Origin of the sequence: Clostridium sp., assembly GCF_036660475.1 — a bacterium.
In the GTDB taxonomy this organism is placed as follows: Bacteria; Bacillota; Clostridia; order Clostridiales; family Clostridiaceae; genus Clostridium_J.
In genome coordinates this window covers 37,551-56,783 of the sequence record NZ_JAVXAO010000015.1, presented here as the reverse complement: position 1 = coordinate 56,783, position 19,233 = coordinate 37,551, and the positions used below count along the sequence as shown (strand labels likewise).

General features: G+C 31.2%; 16 protein-coding genes. 2 read left to right on the top strand and 14 right to left on the bottom strand.

From position 1 onward, the window contains the following. Positions 1 to 141 precede the first annotated feature (141 nt). Together RSA29_RS16730 and rdgB are read right to left on the bottom strand one after the other, a co-directional pair. A complete protein-coding gene (locus tag RSA29_RS16730) occupies positions 142 to 282 on the bottom strand; it encodes a hypothetical protein (protein ID WP_346944155.1) in 141 nt (46 codons plus the stop codon). Between the two features lie 71 nt (positions 283 to 353). Continuing rightward, complete coding sequence (rdgB, locus tag RSA29_RS16725) at positions 354 to 950, bottom strand: RdgB/HAM1 family non-canonical purine NTP pyrophosphatase (RefSeq protein WP_346944154.1); 597 nt, start codon at positions 948 to 950, stop codon at positions 354 to 356. A gap of 202 nt (positions 951 to 1,152) precedes the next feature. On the opposite strand from rdgB, the gene RSA29_RS16720 reads away from it, so the two are divergent. Beyond that, positions 1,153 to 2,556 carry a hypothetical protein gene (locus tag RSA29_RS16720; RefSeq protein ID WP_346944153.1) on the top strand — a complete coding sequence of 468 codons (1,404 nt, stop codon included), beginning with the start codon at positions 1,153 to 1,155 and terminating at the stop codon, positions 2,554 to 2,556. A 19-nt stretch (positions 2,557 to 2,575) separates the two neighbouring features. Here the strand turns inward: RSA29_RS16720 and RSA29_RS16715 are convergent, their stop codons facing one another. Further along, complete coding sequence (locus tag RSA29_RS16715) at positions 2,576 to 4,156, bottom strand: ABC transporter substrate-binding protein (RefSeq protein ID WP_346944152.1); 1,581 nt, start codon at positions 4,154 to 4,156, stop codon at positions 2,576 to 2,578. Between the two features lie 145 nt (positions 4,157 to 4,301). Between RSA29_RS16715 and RSA29_RS16710 the strand changes: the two genes are divergently transcribed. Further along, on the top strand, positions 4,302 to 4,619 hold the full coding sequence (locus RSA29_RS16710) for a hypothetical protein (RefSeq protein ID WP_346944151.1): 318 nt from the start codon (positions 4,302 to 4,304) through the stop codon (positions 4,617 to 4,619). Positions 4,620 to 4,671: 52 nt separating this feature from the next. On the opposite strand, the gene ligA is transcribed toward RSA29_RS16710, so the two are convergent. The 11 genes from ligA to rpoN form a co-directional block, all read right to left on the bottom strand. Continuing rightward, on the bottom strand, positions 4,672 to 6,669 hold the full coding sequence (ligA, locus tag RSA29_RS16705; RefSeq protein WP_346944150.1) for an NAD-dependent DNA ligase LigA: 1,998 nt from the start codon (positions 6,667 to 6,669) through the stop codon (positions 4,672 to 4,674). A 143-nt stretch (positions 6,670 to 6,812) separates the two neighbouring features. Then, the gene (gene pcrA / locus RSA29_RS16700; protein WP_346944149.1) at positions 6,813 to 9,062 is read right to left on the bottom strand and encodes a DNA helicase PcrA; all 2,250 of its coding nucleotides are present in this window, start codon (positions 9,060 to 9,062) and stop codon (positions 6,813 to 6,815) included. Between the two features lie 287 nt (positions 9,063 to 9,349). Beyond that, a complete protein-coding gene (locus RSA29_RS16695; RefSeq protein ID WP_346933009.1) occupies positions 9,350 to 9,667 on the bottom strand; it encodes a YerC/YecD family TrpR-related protein in 318 nt (105 codons plus the stop codon). A gap of 161 nt (positions 9,668 to 9,828) precedes the next feature. Then, positions 9,829 to 10,059: a preprotein translocase subunit SecG gene (secG, locus tag RSA29_RS16690; protein WP_346933010.1), complete on the bottom strand. Its 231-nt coding sequence runs from the start codon at positions 10,057 to 10,059 to the stop codon at positions 9,829 to 9,831. Between the two features lie 174 nt (positions 10,060 to 10,233). Then, positions 10,234 to 11,529 (bottom strand): phosphopyruvate hydratase, encoded by a 1,296-nt coding sequence (eno, locus tag RSA29_RS16685; RefSeq protein ID WP_346933011.1) that lies wholly within the window; start codon positions 11,527 to 11,529, stop codon positions 10,234 to 10,236. A 111-nt stretch (positions 11,530 to 11,640) separates the two neighbouring features. Beyond that, positions 11,641 to 13,167, bottom strand: a complete 1,527-nt coding sequence (gpmI, locus tag RSA29_RS16680) for a 2,3-bisphosphoglycerate-independent phosphoglycerate mutase (protein WP_346944148.1) — start codon at positions 13,165 to 13,167, stop codon at positions 11,641 to 11,643. 26 nt (positions 13,168 to 13,193) lie between these two features. After that, a complete protein-coding gene (gene tpiA, locus RSA29_RS16675) occupies positions 13,194 to 13,940 on the bottom strand; it encodes a triose-phosphate isomerase (RefSeq protein ID WP_346944147.1) in 747 nt (248 codons plus the stop codon). 132 nt (positions 13,941 to 14,072) lie between these two features. Next, positions 14,073 to 15,269, bottom strand: coding sequence for a phosphoglycerate kinase (locus RSA29_RS16670; protein WP_346944146.1), 1,197 nt, complete (start codon positions 15,267 to 15,269; stop codon positions 14,073 to 14,075). Positions 15,270 to 15,410: 141 nt separating this feature from the next. Then, complete coding sequence (gap, locus tag RSA29_RS16665) at positions 15,411 to 16,418, bottom strand: type I glyceraldehyde-3-phosphate dehydrogenase (RefSeq protein ID WP_346933015.1); 1,008 nt, start codon at positions 16,416 to 16,418, stop codon at positions 15,411 to 15,413. A 76-nt stretch (positions 16,419 to 16,494) separates the two neighbouring features. After that, on the bottom strand, positions 16,495 to 17,523 hold the full coding sequence (locus RSA29_RS16660; RefSeq protein ID WP_346933016.1) for a sugar-binding domain-containing protein: 1,029 nt from the start codon (positions 17,521 to 17,523) through the stop codon (positions 16,495 to 16,497). A gap of 181 nt (positions 17,524 to 17,704) precedes the next feature. Next, positions 17,705 to 19,090, bottom strand: a complete 1,386-nt coding sequence (gene rpoN / locus RSA29_RS16655) for an RNA polymerase factor sigma-54 (RefSeq protein ID WP_346944145.1) — start codon at positions 19,088 to 19,090, stop codon at positions 17,705 to 17,707. Positions 19,091 to 19,233: the final 143 nt, after the last annotated feature.

Sequence of the window (19,233 nt, the reverse complement as noted above, 5' to 3'; positions counted from 1 at the left end):
CCTGCGACCTCATGGTCCCAAACCACGCGCGCTCCCATCTGCGCTACACCCCGCTATCAACCAAACTACTTGGCTTCGTTTTCGCCATTCATTTAGTAACCTTAACGACAAAATTTATTATACAGACTTCCTAGTAAATAGTCAACACTTTTTCCAAACTTTTTTCATCCCCATTTTATTTTTTTCTGATTCATTTCTTGCATCCATTGATTTAACTAGCTTTTCACAGTTAGTCCACAGTATGAAAAGCTTTCTTTTTTTCACATTTTTAATATTTCTCATTTAAAAATCCCCAAAATAATAACACAGAATTGTATTAACAAAACTGTGCTATTTAAATTACATTTTATATTTTATAAATATTTCTTCATTTCTTTTGTAAGTTCCATTAATGCATTACCTCTATGACTAATTGCATTCTTAACCCCTGAAGGTACATCATTAAATGTTGCCTTCAATTTTGGAACATAAAATAATGGATCATATCCAAACCCATCACAAACACAATACTCTTCTAAAATTAAACCCGATACCTCACCCTGAACCTTCACTACATTTTCATTATCAACAATAAGAACCATAGCACAGATAAATTTTGCAGTTCTGTCTTCAAATGGTACCCCTGATAGTTCTCGTATTAATTTCTTATTATTTTCAACTGAGTTTCCATGGTTTCCACTATATCTTGCAGAATATATACCTGGTTCCCCATTTAGTGCATCTACAGATAAACCGGAATCGTCAGATAAAACCATATCATTCCCACAAATTTCATAAATTGCTCTTGCTTTTATTTCTGCATTTTCCATAAACGTACTTCCCGTCTCATCAACATCTACATTTATCCCCGCCTCTTTCAATGATACTACTTCAAGATTAAACGCCTTTAAAATATCCTTAATTTCTAAAATTTTGTGTTCATTATTACTCGCTACTATTAGTCTTCTCATATATTGTTCTCCTTTTTACTCTTTATTAATTTTTGTTTGCTAATTATGTGTTCATGACTTCGCATTCCATGCTTTTAAATAATTGAATAAGACAAACCATTATATAATATAAATTCTTTTAGTAAAAACTATTTTGTTTTTAGCACATTTTCACTTTATTAATCATACTATTAAATATGATTAATATTCTGGTGGTGTTATTTTGAGATATATAGGACCTTTTTTAAGAATTAACATATTAAGCAATGACAAAATAAAAAGTCAATTGTTTCATTTTTCCAAAGAATCTTTTAGACATATAATCCTACACTCCGGCTGTGGTATTGTATGTAGAAATTCAGATTTGAAATCCAAATTTTTACCTAAAGATGATGATACCACAAATAGTGCTATTTCTCCACTATTATGCGTGTATAGAAAAGCTGATGGAAAACTTTTACGTGAAAAAGATACACTTATTTGGAATCATCGAAAATTCAAAAAAGAAATAAATATATGTGCTAACGGCTATATGAATCTGACTTTACTTTATTTATCGGACTACTTTAGATCTTTTAAAGGTATTGATAATGATAAATTCAACCTTAGTAAATATTATTCTAATTTGGCCAATGAACAACTAGAATTTTTCGCCACACATTGCCGTAATAATGAAGGCGTTTTCGTGGATAAGTATGATTCTACAGATCCTCTTCAAAAAGAGTACTCTCTTACTGACAAAGATATGAAATTCAAATTTTCAACTCAAGCTTTACTTATGGCCGCATATTATAAATGTTATATGGTCTCTATAGATTGTAATAACTCAAATGAAGATTTTAAAGCTTTCGCCCTTGATATTTTAAAATTATTTCAAACTTTGAAAGAACAAATCTACAACACCTCCCATGACGAGCTTGTTAAGATTTGTTTAGCCTTTAATATTCTTTATGAGTGCTCAAAATTAGATGAAGTTAAAGAATTACTAATAGATTTTTCTGAACTTATGCTTGAAAACATAAATCATATGCCTGCTTCTGTTATCAGAGATAATATTGATATTTCTTGCATTTGCTATATAAACTCCATACTAACCTATAAAAATACAGGTATTATCACTTTCAAAACTGAAGCATTTAAACTCTATAATATACTTGAAACTCTTTATGATAATGATACTGGTATATTTATTAAAGATGCCTCAGAAAAAGAAAATAAATTTTCATCTGATGAAATAATTTTGTACCTATATGTATTTATGATTCATGAATCCTTTCTCAACGATAACGAAAAATCGGATCTTGCCTCAAAAGTTCATAATCTTTATAAAAAGCAAGTAATAAATTCCGGTATTATTCTTAGATGGATAGACCCGCCTAACTTAGACGATGTATCAAGATATTTAAATTATTCAAATAAATCCGAGGATATGCTTGATGATTCCTACTTTATGCCTACGCCTTCTATAAATATAGAAGCTAACGATTTGGCTCCAATATTCATAAAAAGCATATCTCTTAATCGAAAAAAAGAGAGCTACAAACATTATAAACACAGCTTTGATTCTTGTAAAAATATGTTTAATTTCTTCATTGTAATATTCCTTAATGATACCCTAAACTTTTAGGAAAAGAGTACCTTTACTTCTAAGGTACTCTTTCTACTTTTTCCAGTCTTATATTGCCACCCGTAGTTACATAAACCTTGGATATATCTTTTTTCACACAAATAGGTATATTTACATCGTACAATGGTATAGAATTTAATTTTCTCTTTATAATTGCTTCACACTCTTCATAAATTTCATTTCTCTTATTTTCATTCATCTCATATCTAGCCCGATTTAGCAACTCTTCATACTGCGTATCATAGTACCCTATTATATTAGCTTCTGATAACTTGCTAAAACTTTCATAATATTCACCTGGATATCTATATTTAAACTCTAGTTCCTGTAATAAAACATCATATTCATTCTTCTTTATGACATCCTTTAACTCTACATCTGTATAACCTTTTGCCTCAATATTTATACTTAGCTCCTTTTCCAAGTCATAACATAATTCTTCAATAACACGTTTATTTAAATTGTTTTTTATATATGCTATCTTTATAATTGAATTTTCATTTATACCTAATTCTTTCAAATAAGCCATTGCTTTTTCTGTATGTCCATAACTAGAAAATACAGTTTCAACCGCACTAGATTTTTCAACATATTCTATAGCCGGACTTAACAGTTCTTTAGATATTATTTGAGAATAATACTCCTTAGATAACGCAGAATTTATAGAATTCCTAAAGTTCAAATCACTTCCTAGTGATTTATCATTATCATTAAAATTCAAATAATATTTAGATACTCCCTTGAAACTTTTAACTACTCCATCCTTAGCTAGTCTCAATAATTCATTTGAAGGTACATCTAACATTATATCTATATTTTTAAAATAATCTTTATTAGAACTCTCAAAAATTGCTAATGATTTTTCCGCACTTTCATTAAACGATATTTTTATATTTTCATCCGTTACATTATCACTATCATAATAACTATCATTTCTTTTTACAACCAACTCCTCATCATTAGCTTCTTTTATAATAAATGGCCCAGTGAAGCGAATTGATGTATATTTATCTTTATACTCATCTAAATCTTTATAATCCCTAAGTGTATATACTGGGTTCGTCAATATATTTATAAAATATGGACATCTATAATTTAATCTTATAGATAAAACATCATCTCCATTATCAACTATTGCTACATCTGAAAAATTCCCAGTTCCTTCCCTAAATGCTTTTACCCCAAATATACAATCTAGTTCTTTTGCATATATATTCTGTTTATCACCTATAAACGCTTTAAAGAACTCCTTAAAATCCTTTGCAACGATTTTTTCGCCATTGCTATAGCGTATATCATCCCTTAAGGTAAATGTATACTGTAGACCATCCTCAGACACATTAAATTCCCTTGCTAATGCTGGTGTAATTTGCCCATTTTCATTTTCCTTTACCAATCCTTCAAAAAGTGTTACTAACAAATCCTTTTCTCTCCTATTGTCAATATAGATAAGTTTTAAATCATCTGGGTTTATATTCATATTATAAGTTATTAAATCCCGTGAATTTTTATCATCTAGTGTTTCAACTTTTTCTCTTTCTATAGATGTACCTACAAAAATGACTATTATGACCATAACCAACATTATTATTTTCTTCACTTGTAACACCTCCTATTTTAGGATTATTTACTTATTGATATTAAAATAAACATTTCTTGGTCAGTTAATATAAAATTCTTCTTTTACGTTATGTAACATATGATATAATACTTATTGTAATATGAAAATAATTTGGAGGTAGATTATGATTTATTTAGATATCATATTAAAAGTATTAGGAATTGCTTCTCTATTAACTTTCATGCTAATAGCTATTTGGGGATTTGTTGTGTTTAATTCTATATATGGCCAACTTAAATATAGTAACTATATACTTGAAAAAATATCACATATTCTCAACATTTCTTGCCTAGATATGCAGGCTAAGAAAAAAGAGGAAACTAAAAAATTTAAAACACCCGCTAAAAGTTCGATTACTAATCCTACGGATATCCCTACTACCGATAATATACAATTAGATACAACTCTATCAAATGAATCAGCTGAGAATAATTCTAATTAACAAATTAAAAACCACTTAGAATTTACTCCTAAGTGGTTTTTAATTTATATCACTAAATCATATCTTTAAATTCATCTTCTGAAAGTATCTTAACTCCAAGTTCTACTGCTTTATCATATTTTGATCCCGGCTCTTCACCAACTATTACAAAATCAGTTTTTTTACTCACCGAACCTGATACCTTAGCACCAAGCACTTCTAATTTTTCCTTAATTTCATTACGCGAAAAACTTTTCAAACTCCCTGTAACTACCACAGTTTTTTCACTAAATTGGTTTATAGCAACTTCCTGAATCTGAGTTTCCTTTGGTTTTATCCCAAGTTCTAAAAGTTCATTAATTATCTCCTTAGATTTTTCTAATGAAAAGAATTCCACTATACTTTTAGCAACTATATCACCTACATCCTGAACACTGACTAATTCTTCAAAGGATGCTGTTTGTATATTTTCTAAACTTTTAAATTTCTTAGCCAAATCTTTTGCTGTCTTTTTACCAACATTAGGAATACCTAATCCATATATAAATGACGGCAACTCACATTCCTTGCTATTTTCAAGAGATACCAATAGATTAGTAGCTTTTTTCTCGCCAAACTTTTCCAATGTTAAAAGTTCTTCTTTTTTTATCCTATATAAGTCTGCAATTGACTTTATCCCAAGTTTTTCAAACAATTGTTCAGCGGTTTTTTCACTAAATCCTGCTATATTCATGGCTTCTCTACCAGCATAATGTACTATAGTCTTTACCATCTGTGGTTTACACGCTAATGTATTTTCACAGAATAGATGAACCCCATTTCTGAAAAGATTAGATCCACAGCTAGGGCATACCCGTGGCTCCTTTATAGGTTCTTTCCCTTCTACTGACGCTCCTACAACTCCCATTATTTCTGGAATTACATCATTAGACCTTCTAATGAATACAGTTGCTCCAATCCTTACACCCTTTCGCTCTATATCATCAATATTATTCAATGTTGCTCTCTTAACCGTTACTCCTGCAAGTTCTACCGGTTCAAGTATTGCAGTAGGTGTAACTCTACCACTTCTCCCAACATTCCACTCTACATCCAAAAGCTCTGTAGTAGTTTCTTCTGCTTCAAACTTAAAGGCTATAGCCCATTTAGGGAATTTAACTGTGTAGCCTAACACTTCCCTAGTTCTCATATCATTAATAGCAATAACAACACCGTCTATATCATAATTCAAACCACTTCTTATACTATTAATATACTCTACTTCATCTTCTATTTCTTCTATGGTATTGCACTTCTTTACATATTCATCTACTGGCAACCCCATATCCTTTATAAACTTTAACATATCACTATAACTTCCAAAAATTTTCCCTTCATTATATCCAATATCATAAAAGAATGCTGATAAATTTCTCCTAGCTGTTTCTTTTACATTTAAATTTCTGAGAGCACCTGCAGCTCCATTCCTTAAATTTTTAAGAGGTATATCAGCATTTTTATTATATTCTTCAAATGCATCCTTTGTCATAATAGCTTCTCCATGTATTTCTAACACATGGGTGTTTTTTATAATGAGTGGTGTTGATTTTATTGTTTTTACTTGATTAGTTATATCTTCTCCTATCTCTCCAGTACCACGTGATGCTGCCACAGCTAATATTCCATTCTCATCATATGTTAAGTTTATGGATAACCCATCAAACTTCTTCGTTACTATATATTCAACCTGAGGTAATTTTTCTTCATGGTTATTATTATAATCATTTACAGCTTTAACATTTCTATTATGCCACTGTATTATCTCCCCCATGGACTGTGCCTTATCCAAACTCCAAAGTGGAGATTTATGCTTATACTTTTTAAACTGATCAAGGACTATATCTCCTACTCTTAAGGTTGGAGAATATGGCAACACTCTACCACTTTCTTTTTCCAAAGCCCTTAGTTCGTCATACTTTTTATCATATTCCTTGTCCGACACCGTTGGATTGTCTAATGAATAGTATTCATATGCATATCTATTTAACTCTTCTACTAACTCAAGTATTCTTTCATCCTTATTATCAGTCATAAAACTTATTCTCCTACCTTCCATTTAAGAAATATTATCAAAAGCAATAACCTAACTTTAAAATTAAAGAGATTATTGCTTTTAATTCTTCTATTACTTTTATTATTTATTATTTATTATTTATTATTTAAATTACAATTACTTTATAGAACTTCTAGTCCCGCTTTACTGAACATTAGTTTTTTTATACCCATATTATTGAAAGCTATAGTAACTATGGTTCCTCCATTATCCGTAGAAAGTGATACAACTGTTCCTATTCCAAATTTGTTGTGTTTAACCTTTCTACCAATTGTAAGTTCATCCTTAGTTGCTTCCTTACCTTTTTCTTCTAATCCACTTTCAATTACAGCCTGAGCCTGCTTTGCACTCTTATTGTAGAAGCTATTTCTAAATGAGTGAGGATTATTATCTTCACGTTGTCCACCCGCATTCATATCAGCCTTTGGATGAACCCTCACTACATCATTCAAACTTGTTTTAAGCTCTTTTGGTATTTCACTTATAAAATCTGAGACTGGATATCCAACTGTCCTACCAAATACCATTCTCTGTTCAGCTGAAGATATATATAACTCTTCCTTTGCCCTTGTTATGGCAACATAACATAGCCTTCTTGACTCCTCCATCTCATGAAAATTATTAAGTGAAGATTGTCCTGGGAATACACCATTTTCCATTCCAACTAGGAATACAACTGGGAATTCAAGTCCCTTTGCACTATGAACCGTCATCATTACTGTTGCATTATTTTCTTCATCAAGATTATCAATGTCTGATACCAGTGTTACCTTTTCTAAAAATCCACTCAATGATTTTTCTTCTGAAGTTGCTTCAAATGCAACTGCGTCTGACACAAGTTCCTTTAAGTTTTCTATTCTACTTTCATCCTCTGCACTAGCAGAACCTGCTAACATTTTCATATATCCACTTCTATCTAAAATATCTCCAATAAGTTCGGATACACTTGTATTCTCTGAATTACTTATTAGAGTGTTCATAAGACTTACAAACTTATTTACACAAGTTATTGTTCTGGCTGAAAGATTCGGTATAAACTCTGCATCTAAAAGCGCATCATACATACAAATACCTTTTTCAGATGCAAATTCTTGAACCTTCGCAATAGTTGCATCACCAATACTTCTCTTTGGTTCATTTATAATCCTCTTTAAGCTTATATCATCTAGTGGATTATTTATAAGTTTTAGATATGCCATAATATCTTTAATTTCTTTTCTCTCGTAGAATCTAAGTCCACCTACTATTTTATATGTAATTTCATTTCTTCTAAAAGATTCCTCAAAGATACGTGACTGTGAATTCATTCTATAAAGAATAGCAAAATCCTTTAAACTTCTATTTTCTTCTCTTATCAGCCTTTTTATTTGAGTTGCTACAAAGTTACCCTCGTCAATATCACTGTATGCTCTATATACTTTTAAGGTTTCTCCTGGGTCACTTTCAGTCCTCAATACCTTATTTTTCCTTGTAGCATTGTTTTTTATTACTTTATTAGCCGCTTCAAGTATATTTGATTTAGATCTGTAATTTTGTTCAAGTTTAACTACCTTGGCTTTTGGAAAATCTTTTTCAAAGTCCAGTATATTATTTATATCTGCACCTCTCCAAGCGTATATACATTGATCATCATCACCAACAACACAAATATTTTCATTTTCATTTACAAGAAGCTTAACTAACTCATACTGGCATTTATTCGTATCTTGATATTCATCTACTAATATATATTTGAATTTCCTTTTATAGAATTCTCTAACATCTTCATGCTCTTTAAACAATTTAACTGTTAAATAGATTAAATCATCAAAATCTAAAGAGTTACTCGTTTTTAACTTTTTCTCATATGTCAAATAAATATCTGCAATTTTATTAGTTCTAAAATTGCTCTCGTTTTCCTTCTTAAATCTTTTTGCAGATATTAATTTATTCTTTGCATCTGAAATCTTGCCAATTACTTCTCCCTCTGTAATGTCCTTATCATTTATATTAAGTTCTTTCATACACTGTCTTACTAGTGATTTAGCATCATAACTATCGTATATTGTAAAATTTTTATTATATCCTATCTTGTCAATTTCTCTTCTTAATATCCTTACACAACTAGAGTGGAAAGTTGACACCCACATATTATCAACCACATCTCCAACTAAGGATTTAACTCTCTCCTTCATCTCACCTGCAGCCTTATTTGTAAATGTTAATGCAAGGATTTGAGATGGATAAATATTTAAATCATTTACCATATGCGCTATTCTATAAGTTAAAACTCGAGTTTTACCTGATCCAGCTCCTGCTAAAATTAATAATGGTCCCTCTACCGTTACAGCAGCTTCGTATTGTTCCTTATTTAATAGACTTTTTAACTCCATTTAATCACTCCTAAATCTATATTTTCTTCCGTACCTATTTTCATCTATACTACTTATAAATGCTTATGCAATTAATTTCATGAAAATATTAACAATGAATCCTTATAATACATCTAAACTACTTATATACTATAAATTTTTATTCTATCTTTTATTATACCATATACTTAATATTTATAAACGAATAACTATTAATTCATATCAAAAATAACAACGGTGGTAGATAATTATTATCCACCACCGTGTTTTAGCTTACTCAATCACATTGTGCTAAGTTATGTACATTATTATTCTTGCTCTTCATATTCTTCCCAATTCACCCTATCGAACACTACTCTATACCCATTATTACCATAATTTAACGAACGATTAACCCTGCTTATTGTAGCTGTACTTGCCCCTGTTGTACTTGCAATATCTAAATAAGTTCTTCTCTCTTTCAACATTCTAGCCACTTGAAGCCTTTGTTCCATTGCTTTAATTTCATTTATCGTACAAACATCTTCAAGAAATCTATATACTTCTTCTCTTGTTTTAAGAGATCTTATAGAATCAACTAAATAATCCATTTCTATACTTTCAATTTTCGAATTATACCCACCCATTATTCAACCCCCATTAAATTTAAAAATATATCTCTATATAACATTATAGGGACATATTTTTAAAGTGTAAATATCTATATTAATAATAATTTAAATTTTTAAAATATATATTTATTTTAACACAATAAAAAAAGCTATCTTAATATTAGATAGCTTTTAACCTATAATAAAATATTTATTCCCACAGTTGTCACTGCAAAAACTACAGCTGACACTATTGTAATCCTAACTAGTAAGGAATCCTTAGTCTTTGTTTTGTTTTTACTATAAAACGTCTCCGAAGTCCCAGCAACTAAGCCACCAAGTCCCGATGATTTACTTTCTTGAAGTGCTATTGATATTATAACTACTAATGCAGAAATAACTAATACAACCTTTAATGCTGTTATCATTGTTGTACCCCCTTATTAATTTAAACTTTGATACATGTAATACATTTTATCATAGTAAAAAAATATTTACAATAAAAAGAACAATTAATTGTAAAAAAAATCTATTATTTCAAAAACAAAACATCGGACAGCTTTTATATCTGTCCGATATTTTCACATAAGTAATTCTTTTAATTATCTTTTAATGTTATAGAAAGATTTTAAACCCCTATATTCAGCCATATCGCCAAGTTCTTCTTCTATTCTTAATAATCTGTTGTACTTAGCAACTCTTTCACTTCTAGCAGGAGCTCCTGTTTTAATTTGTCCTGCATTCATAGCAACTACTAAATCTGCTATTGTAGTATCTTCTGTCTCTCCTGATCTGTGAGAAACTACAGCTGTATAACCAGCTCTTGAAGCCATTTCTATAGCATTTATAGTTTCAGTTAAAGTTCCAATTTGATTTAATTTTATTAGGATTGAGTTTGCAGTTTCACTTTCAATACCTCTTTCAAGTCTTGTAGTGTTAGTTACAAATAAATCGTCCCCTACTAATTGAACTTTTTTACCGATTTTATCAGTTAAGTATTTCCAACCAGCCCAATCTTCTTCAGCCATACCATCTTCAATTGAGATTATTGGATATTTTTCTGTAAGTTCTACATAGTAATCTGCCATTTGTTCTGGAGTTAATATTCTTCCTTCTCCAGCTAAGTTATATTTTCCATCTTCAAAGAATTCTGATGAAGCTGGGTCAAGAGCTATGAATATATCTTTTCCTGGCACAAAACCAGCTTTCTCTATAGCTTCCATAATAATTTTTATAGCCTCTTCATTTGAAGCTAAGTCAGGAGCAAATCCACCTTCATCACCAACACCAGTGCTAAGTCCTTTAGCTTTTAATATTGATTTTAAAGCATGATATACTTCTGAACCCATTCTTAAAGCTTCGCTAAAAGATTCAGCTCCAGCAGGCATAACCATGAACTCTTGTAAGTCTACGTTGTTGTCAGCGTGTGATCCACCATTTAAAATGTTCATCATTGGTACAGGTAAAACTTTAGCATTAACTCCACCAATATATTGATATAATCCAAGTCCTAAGTATTCAGCAGCAGCTTTTGCACAAGCAAGAGAAACTCCTAAAATAGCATTAGCACCTAATTTTTCTTTATTGTGAGTTCCATCAAGTTCTATCATGATTTTATCAATAGCAACTTGATCAAAGATATTCATTCCTACTAATTCTTCTGCTATTATATTATTTACATTCTCAATAGCATTTAAAACGCCTTTCCCACCATATACGCTCTTATCTCCATCTCTTAATTCTACAGCTTCAAATTGTCCTGTAGATGCTCCTGATGGCACCGCTGCTACCCCTACTGTACCGTCTTCTAATACAACCTCAACCTCTACAGTTGGGAATGCTCTTGAGTCTAATATTTGTCTTGCATAAACGTCGATAATTTCAACATATTGTTTCATTTTTTATTCCTCCTCTATATTATGTTTATAATAAATTTAGCATGCTAAATATATTGCTTCTATAAGATTATAGCATAAATTACGTAACTTGTAATTTACTATTGTCACTAACTAAATTAGTGATTTACCGTCCATTTCTTTAGGTATTTCAATTCCCATTTTCGTTAAGATTGTTGGTGAAATATCTGCTAGAATTCCACCTTCTCTTAATTCACTATTTTCCTTGCATACATATATAAATGGAACTAAATTAGTAGTATGAGCAGTCATTGCCTTTCCTGTTGAGTAGTCTATCATATTTTCAGCATTTCCATGGTCCGCTGTAATAAATACAGTTCCATCATGTTCTAATACACTATCTACAACCTTACCTAAGCATTCATCAACAACTTCAATAGCTTTAACTGCAGCTTCTACTACCCCAGTATGACCAACCATATCTGGATTTGCAAAATTTAATATTATTAAATCATATTTGTCACTATCTAGCTGTTTTAATACTGCATCTGTAACTTCATAAGCACTCATTTCAGGTTTTAAATCATATGTTGCTACCTTAGGTGATGGAATCAATATTCTATCTTCACCCGCATTAGGCTCTTCAACTCCACCATTGAAGAAAAATGTTACATGTGCATATTTCTCAGTTTCTGCAATCCTAAGTTGATTTAGCCCTTTACTACTTACATATTCACCCAAAGTATTAGTATAACCTTCTTGTGTATATGCAACTTTTACATTTTCAATAGCCTTATCATACTGAGTCATACAAACAAAGTTTATATCCATGTTTTCTCTTTTAAATCCTGAAAATTCTTTATCTACTAAAGCTCTAGTTATTTCTCTTGCTCTATCTGGTCTGAAGTTAAAAAATATAACTGAATCTTTATCCTTTATCACACCTACTGGTTTTCCATCTTTAACTATTACAGTTGGAATTACAAATTCATCAGTTTTATTATCATGATAAGCATCTTCAATAACTGCTAATGGTGAAGTATTAGTGTTTCCTTCTCCTTTTGCTATAGCATCGTATGCAAGCTCTACTCTTTCCCATCTATTATCTCTATCCATAGCATAATATCTACCAGAAATAGTCGCAATAGCTCCTACCCCTTCCATGTCCATATGCCCTTGTAATTCTTTAATATACTCTTTCGCTGAACTAGGTGAAACATCTCTTCCATCTAAAAAACAGTGGACGAATACATTCTTTACACCCTTATCCTTGCAAAGGGTTATAAGTGCTTTCAGATGAGAAATATGAGAATGTACTCCACCATCTGATAAAAGTCCCATTAAATGAATAGAGGATTTATTTTCTATTGATTTATCTATGGCAAATTTAAATGCTTCACGGTCAAAGAATCTTCCTTCTCTCACATCTTTTGATATTCTTGTAAGCTCTTGATATATTATTCTTCCAGCACCTATATTCAGATGCCCCACCTCTGAATTCCCCATTTGTCCTTCCGGTAGGCCAACTTCTAGCCCACAAGCCGATAACTTTGTATGAGGGTATTTAGCTTTCAACTTATCATAGTTAGGCTTTTTAGCCTCTCTCACTGCATTTCCCTCTAAATTATCACTAATACCAAATCCATCTAATATCATCAGCATTACCGGTTTCTTACTCATATATAAACCCCCATCCTTTTTATCTTCTAGTAGTTTACAATAGCTGCAAAATCTGAAGCTTTTAAACTTGCTCCACCAATTAATCCACCATCAATATGCTCTTTTTCCATTTGTTCTTTTATAGTTGATGGTTTTACTGATCCACCGTATTGTATCCTTACTTTATCTGCAACTTCACATCCATATAAATCTCCAACCACACCTCTAATAAATCCTATAGTGCTGTTTGCTTCTTCTGAAGTTGCTGTTTTACCTGTTCCTATAGCCCATATTGGTTCATAAGCTATAACTAGATTTTCTACATTTTCCTTAGGCACGCCAATTAAATCCTGTTTCACTTGAGACCCAAGAATTTCATTAGTAATTCCAAGTTCTTTCTCTTCCAAACTCTCACCAACACATAGTATCGGTATAATCCCATGAGCAAATGCGGCCTTTACTTTTTTGTTCACAGTTTCATCTGTTTCGTTAAAATACTGCCTTCTCTCACTATGTCCAATAATAACAAATTTTACTCCTAATTCTTTAAGCATCATCGGAGAAACTTCTCCAGTAAAAGCACCTGATTCCTCAAAATGCATATTTTGAGCTCCAACCATTATATTCGTTCCCATGCATTCCTTAACTACCGACGGCAGGCTTAAAAGCGTAGGACAAACCACTACGTCACACATAGCATCTTTAACCATAGGTTTTAATTCTCCAACTAATTTTAAAGCATCCTCTATAGTATTATTCATTTTCCAATTCCCAGCAATTATTGCTTTTCTCATAATTAACCTCCTATTATTTAAAGTTTTTACTTCTACCTAAGTACTAAATAAATTTTTATAGAAATTAATATACCCATTCCATATTATTTAACGTGTTAACCACTTAAATAAATATGATTCTTCTTCTGTTAATTATCTATCATTTAATGCAACTATTCCTGGAAGTGGTGTACCTTCTAAAAATTCTAGAGAAGCTCCGCCACCTGTTGATATATGAGTCATTTTATCACCCATACCAAATATATTTACCGCTGCAGCGCTATCTCCACCACCGATTATTGTAATTCCGTCACAATTTGCCATGGCCTCTCCAACAGCTATTGTACCTTTGCTAAAGTTAGGGAATTCAAAAACCCCCATAGGCCCATTCCAAATAACTGTTTTAGATTTGCCTATAACTTCTCCATATATTGCACTTGTTTTAGGTCCTATATCTAAAGCCATATATCCATTGTCAATATTCTCATCCTTTGTTACTATAGGTGTTGCCTCCTTAGAGAATTCAGTTGCAACCACATGATCTACAGGAAGGTAAATGTTCACATTATTAGCCTTAGCTTTATTCATCATCTCTAAAGCATATGCAATTTTATCCTCTTCCACTCTAGACATTCCTATTTCATAGCCTTGAGCCTTAAGGAAGGTATATGCCATAGCTCCACCTATTACAAGATTATCTACTTTTCCAAGAAGACTATTTATAACATTGATTTTATCTGAAACCTTTGAACCTCCAAGTATTGCAGTAAACGGTCTCTCTGCATTATCTATAGCTTCCCCTAAAAACTTCAATTCTTTTTGTATTAAATATCCGCAAACTGATTCATTAACAAATTCAGTTACTCCCACCGTTGAACAGTGTGCTCTATGAGCTGTTCCAAAGGCATCATTTACGAATAAGTCACATAAAGAAGCTAACTCTCTAGAGTAATTTTCTTCATTTGTTGTTTCTTCTTTTCTATATCTTGTATTTTGAAGTAAAATAATATCCCCATTATTCATTATATTAATGCTGTTTTTAGCATTTTCTCCAACTACATTATCGTCATTTGCAAAAACTATATTTTTGTTTAAAAGCTGACTTAATCTCACTGCCACAGGTTCAAGGGAAAATTCTTTCTTTTCCGCTCCCTTTGGTTTTCCTAAGTGAGAACACAATATAACCTTAGCTCCATTTTTCACTAAATATTCAATGGTAGGTATAGCGCCAACCAATCTGTTTTCATCTGTAATTACCCCATCTACTATCGGTACATTAAAATCACATCTCACCAATACTTTTTTACCAATTACTTCTATGTCTTCTAAAGACTTTTTATTATATGACATATAAAATCTCCTCCAAACTAATATTTACTATATCTTATACTAAATACATTACCCTTAACTTATAAAAAAATCTAGTCCCCAGATTCCTCTGCTGAACTAGATTCTTTTAATATATTTCCTACTTTAATAATAAACTAAAGATTATAATCTATCAGCAACGTATTTTGTTAAATCGGCTAGTCTATTTGAATATCCCCATTCATTATCGTACCAAGAAACTACTTTAACTAGGTTATCTCCCATTACCATAGTTGATAATCCATCAACTATTGAAGATCTATCATCACCTTTATAATCCATAGATACTAATGGCTCTTCTGAGAATCCAAGTATGCCTTTTAAACTTCCTTCTGACGCTTCTTTAAATGCCGCATTAACTTCTTCTGCTGTTACTGTTTTTCCAAGTTGGCAAACTAAATCAGTCATTGAAACTGTTGGAGTTGGAACTCTCACTGCCATACCATTTAATTTTCCTTTAAGCTGTGGTAACACTAATGCTACCGCTTTAGCTGCCCCTGTAGTTGTTGGTATCATTGCTTCTGCAGCTGCTCTTGCTCTTCTTAAATCGCTGTGTGGAGCATCTAAAATCTTTTGATCATTTGTGTATGAGTGAATTGTTGTCATAAGCCCTTGCACTATTCCAAACTTCTCATCAAGAACCTTTGCAAATGGAGCTAAACAGTTTGTAGTACATGATGCATTTGATATTATATTATGATTTTTAGCATCATATTTTTCTTCATTTACACCAAGAACTATTGTAATATCTTCATTTTTAGCTGGTGCAGATATTAAAACTTTTTTAGCTCCAGCTTCTATATGTGCCTTAGCTTTAGCTGCATCTGTAAATAACCCAGTAGACTCTATTACTATATCTGCTCCTTGAAGTCCCCAAGGTATATTCTTAGGATCTCTCTCAGCAAATATTCTTATCTCGTTTCCATTAACAATTATTGAATTTTCAGTGGCTTCTACCGTTCCATTAAATCTACCATAAAGTGTATCATATTTTAAAAGATGGGCTAACGTCTTAGGACTAGTTAAATCATTTATCCCTACAACCTCAAGTTCATTACCATATCTTTCAATAATACCCTTAAATACATTTCTTCCTATTCTTCCAAATCCATTAATACCTATTTTAACCATTATAAACTACCTCCTGAAATTAAATTCTAAATTTATTTATATATTTAGCTTAAATGATAAACCACTTAAACATTGTCTAACCCTGTATTTTTTTTAGTATTTCTTTACCTGTTACCTCATCTGTAATTAATGTAGAGTTCATTCTATTTTTTTCAATCGCTATGATAGCATCTACTTTTTCGATTCCTGCTACCACTGCAATTATATTAGGAATATTTTCAATGTTATCTTTAGGTATTCCTATTGAAGGCATAGAATATACTATATCTCCACAACTATTGAAGAAATGCCCATAAGCCTCCCCTATAGCTCCACATTTTATTATTTCATCTCTCATTGCCATTGTTAAACTTCTCTTTTCACACATTTCCTTAGCAATTCCAATTCCGTGAAGCAAAATATCAGAATTTCTAATATTTCGATAAATCTCTTTAATCTCCGCCTCTTCTAGTATTGCATTAAAAGAATTATGGCTTAAATTATCTGGTATATGAAGTAATTCGTATGTTGCATCTAACTTGTTTGCGAGAATTTCAACTAAAGTATTTGATTGTATTTCTGCCTCTTTTCCCATTCCGCCTCTACCAGGTAAAACTTTCAAGCCTGAAAACTTCGACATTGACGGGAAGCTATCTACAACATCCTTAATTGTACGTCCACCTGTAATTGATATTACACAGTTACTCTTAATAGTTTGCTTAAGATAGTTAGCTGCTGCTTTTCCAAGCTGTGAACGAAGACTCATATCTGAATTAACATTTCCATTTACCACAACAACATTCTTAATTTTAAGAGCACTCTTAAGTTCTTCCTCTATAAAATTAAGTCCCTTTACTTCTCTCATCATATCTTTTAGACCCCTATATACATTTTCTCCATTTTCAGTTATACACATACCTGCCGCTGTTATTTCGATTAAGCCTTGATCCTTAAGAAAGTTTGTTTCACTTCTAATGATTCTTTCACTTAAATCTACTACTGAGGATAGTAGTCTTCTACCTATTGGTTCTCTATATTTTATATTTCTTAAAATTGTATATCTTACATCTAAAACCTTTAGTAAATCTGGAACCACTTGTTGTTGTAATTTTAATAATTCTTTCATCCTTCACCTCTATGGACAATTAATGTCCCAGTGGACAATTAATGTCCCTATGGCAATTTTGTCTTCCATAATGATTGTACGACAATTTATAGTATTTGTGAAGTGTTTCTTCTATTTTATTTATATTTATTTTAATCTTCATTAGTATTAATCATTTCACCATATCTTTATTCACATTCTCTCAAATCAACCTTTTCCTTTGAGATGATGATTTAATTCCAACCTCTTCCCTATACTTAGCTACTGTACGTCTTGAAATATCTATACCTTTTTCATTTAATATATTACATATTGATAAATCTGATAAAGGTTTTGTTTTTACCTCTTCACTTACTACTTTTTTTATCATATCCTTTACATTAACAGAAGATAGTTCTTCATTTGAAATATTTACATAAGTAGTAAATAGACTTTTTATACTTCTAACTTCTCCACTACTTAATGCAACATACTTATCCCGAATTGCTCTACTAACTGTAGATTCATGCATATCCAGACTATAAGCTATAGATTTTATAGTCATAGGCTTAATAAAATCATCACCACCATCAAAATATTCTTTTTGATTTTTGATTATCTCTTCCACCACTCTACACAAAGTATTTTTTCTGCTTTGTATACTCTTTATAAGAAACATAGCACTACTAATCTTATCCTTTACATAGTTAACTGCCACTTGGTCTTCACCGCTATTAATTACCTCCTTATATGTATTGTTAATTACAAGCTTAGGTAATAAACTATCATTCATAACAACTATATAATTATCATCTAGCTTCTTAATATACACATCCGGAATTACATAACTAATCTCTTCACCCGTGAAAAAACCTCTCGTAGGCTTAGGTTCTAATTTTTTTATAACATCTTCATATTCCTGTACAGCCTTTGCCGAAATTCCCAAAGCCTTGCCTATAAATTGATATTTCGATTTTGATAGTTCCACTAAATACGTATTTATTATTTTTTCCAAAGCAGAATCTTTCACATTTTTTTTATGCAATTGAATTATCAGACACTCACTAAGAGATCTAGCACCAATCCCTACTGGTTCTAGATTTTGTACTATAACTAAACACTCCATAGCCATATGTTCCTCAATACCAAGTTCATTCACTAAATCTTCTATAATAGTAGTCTCTAGGTAACCCTTATGATCTATATTATCAACAATATATCTGCATACCTTTTCATCTTCCTTATTCAAACCACTATACATAAGTTGATCACTCAAATAATCTTTCAACGTAGGCTTATCACTTATAAAATTAAAGGGTGATATCGCTTCATTTTCATCATCTTGAGAATATACTCTACTATTATAATTATCAAACTCTAAGTATTTTATAATTTCCCTATATTCCTTCAATTCATTATCAACTGAATATTCTTTAGTATCCACTACAGCATTTTCTGTTTCTAAAACCACATTTTCCTGCAATTCCTTATCTATATGTTGCAATAATTCATAAGATGACATTTGAAGTAATTTTATTGATTGCTGCATCTCCATTGTCATAACTAACTTTTGTTCTTGTGATAATTTTAAGTCAAAACCTAAATTCACGACTCTCACCCCTTTACATCTTCTCACACTATCATATCACAATTTTTTTACTATTTCCATTTTAGTATATTCACATATCTTTTGATAGTTTAATCACTAAAAAAGAGATTAGCTCATTTTTTTGAACTAATCCCTTTATTATT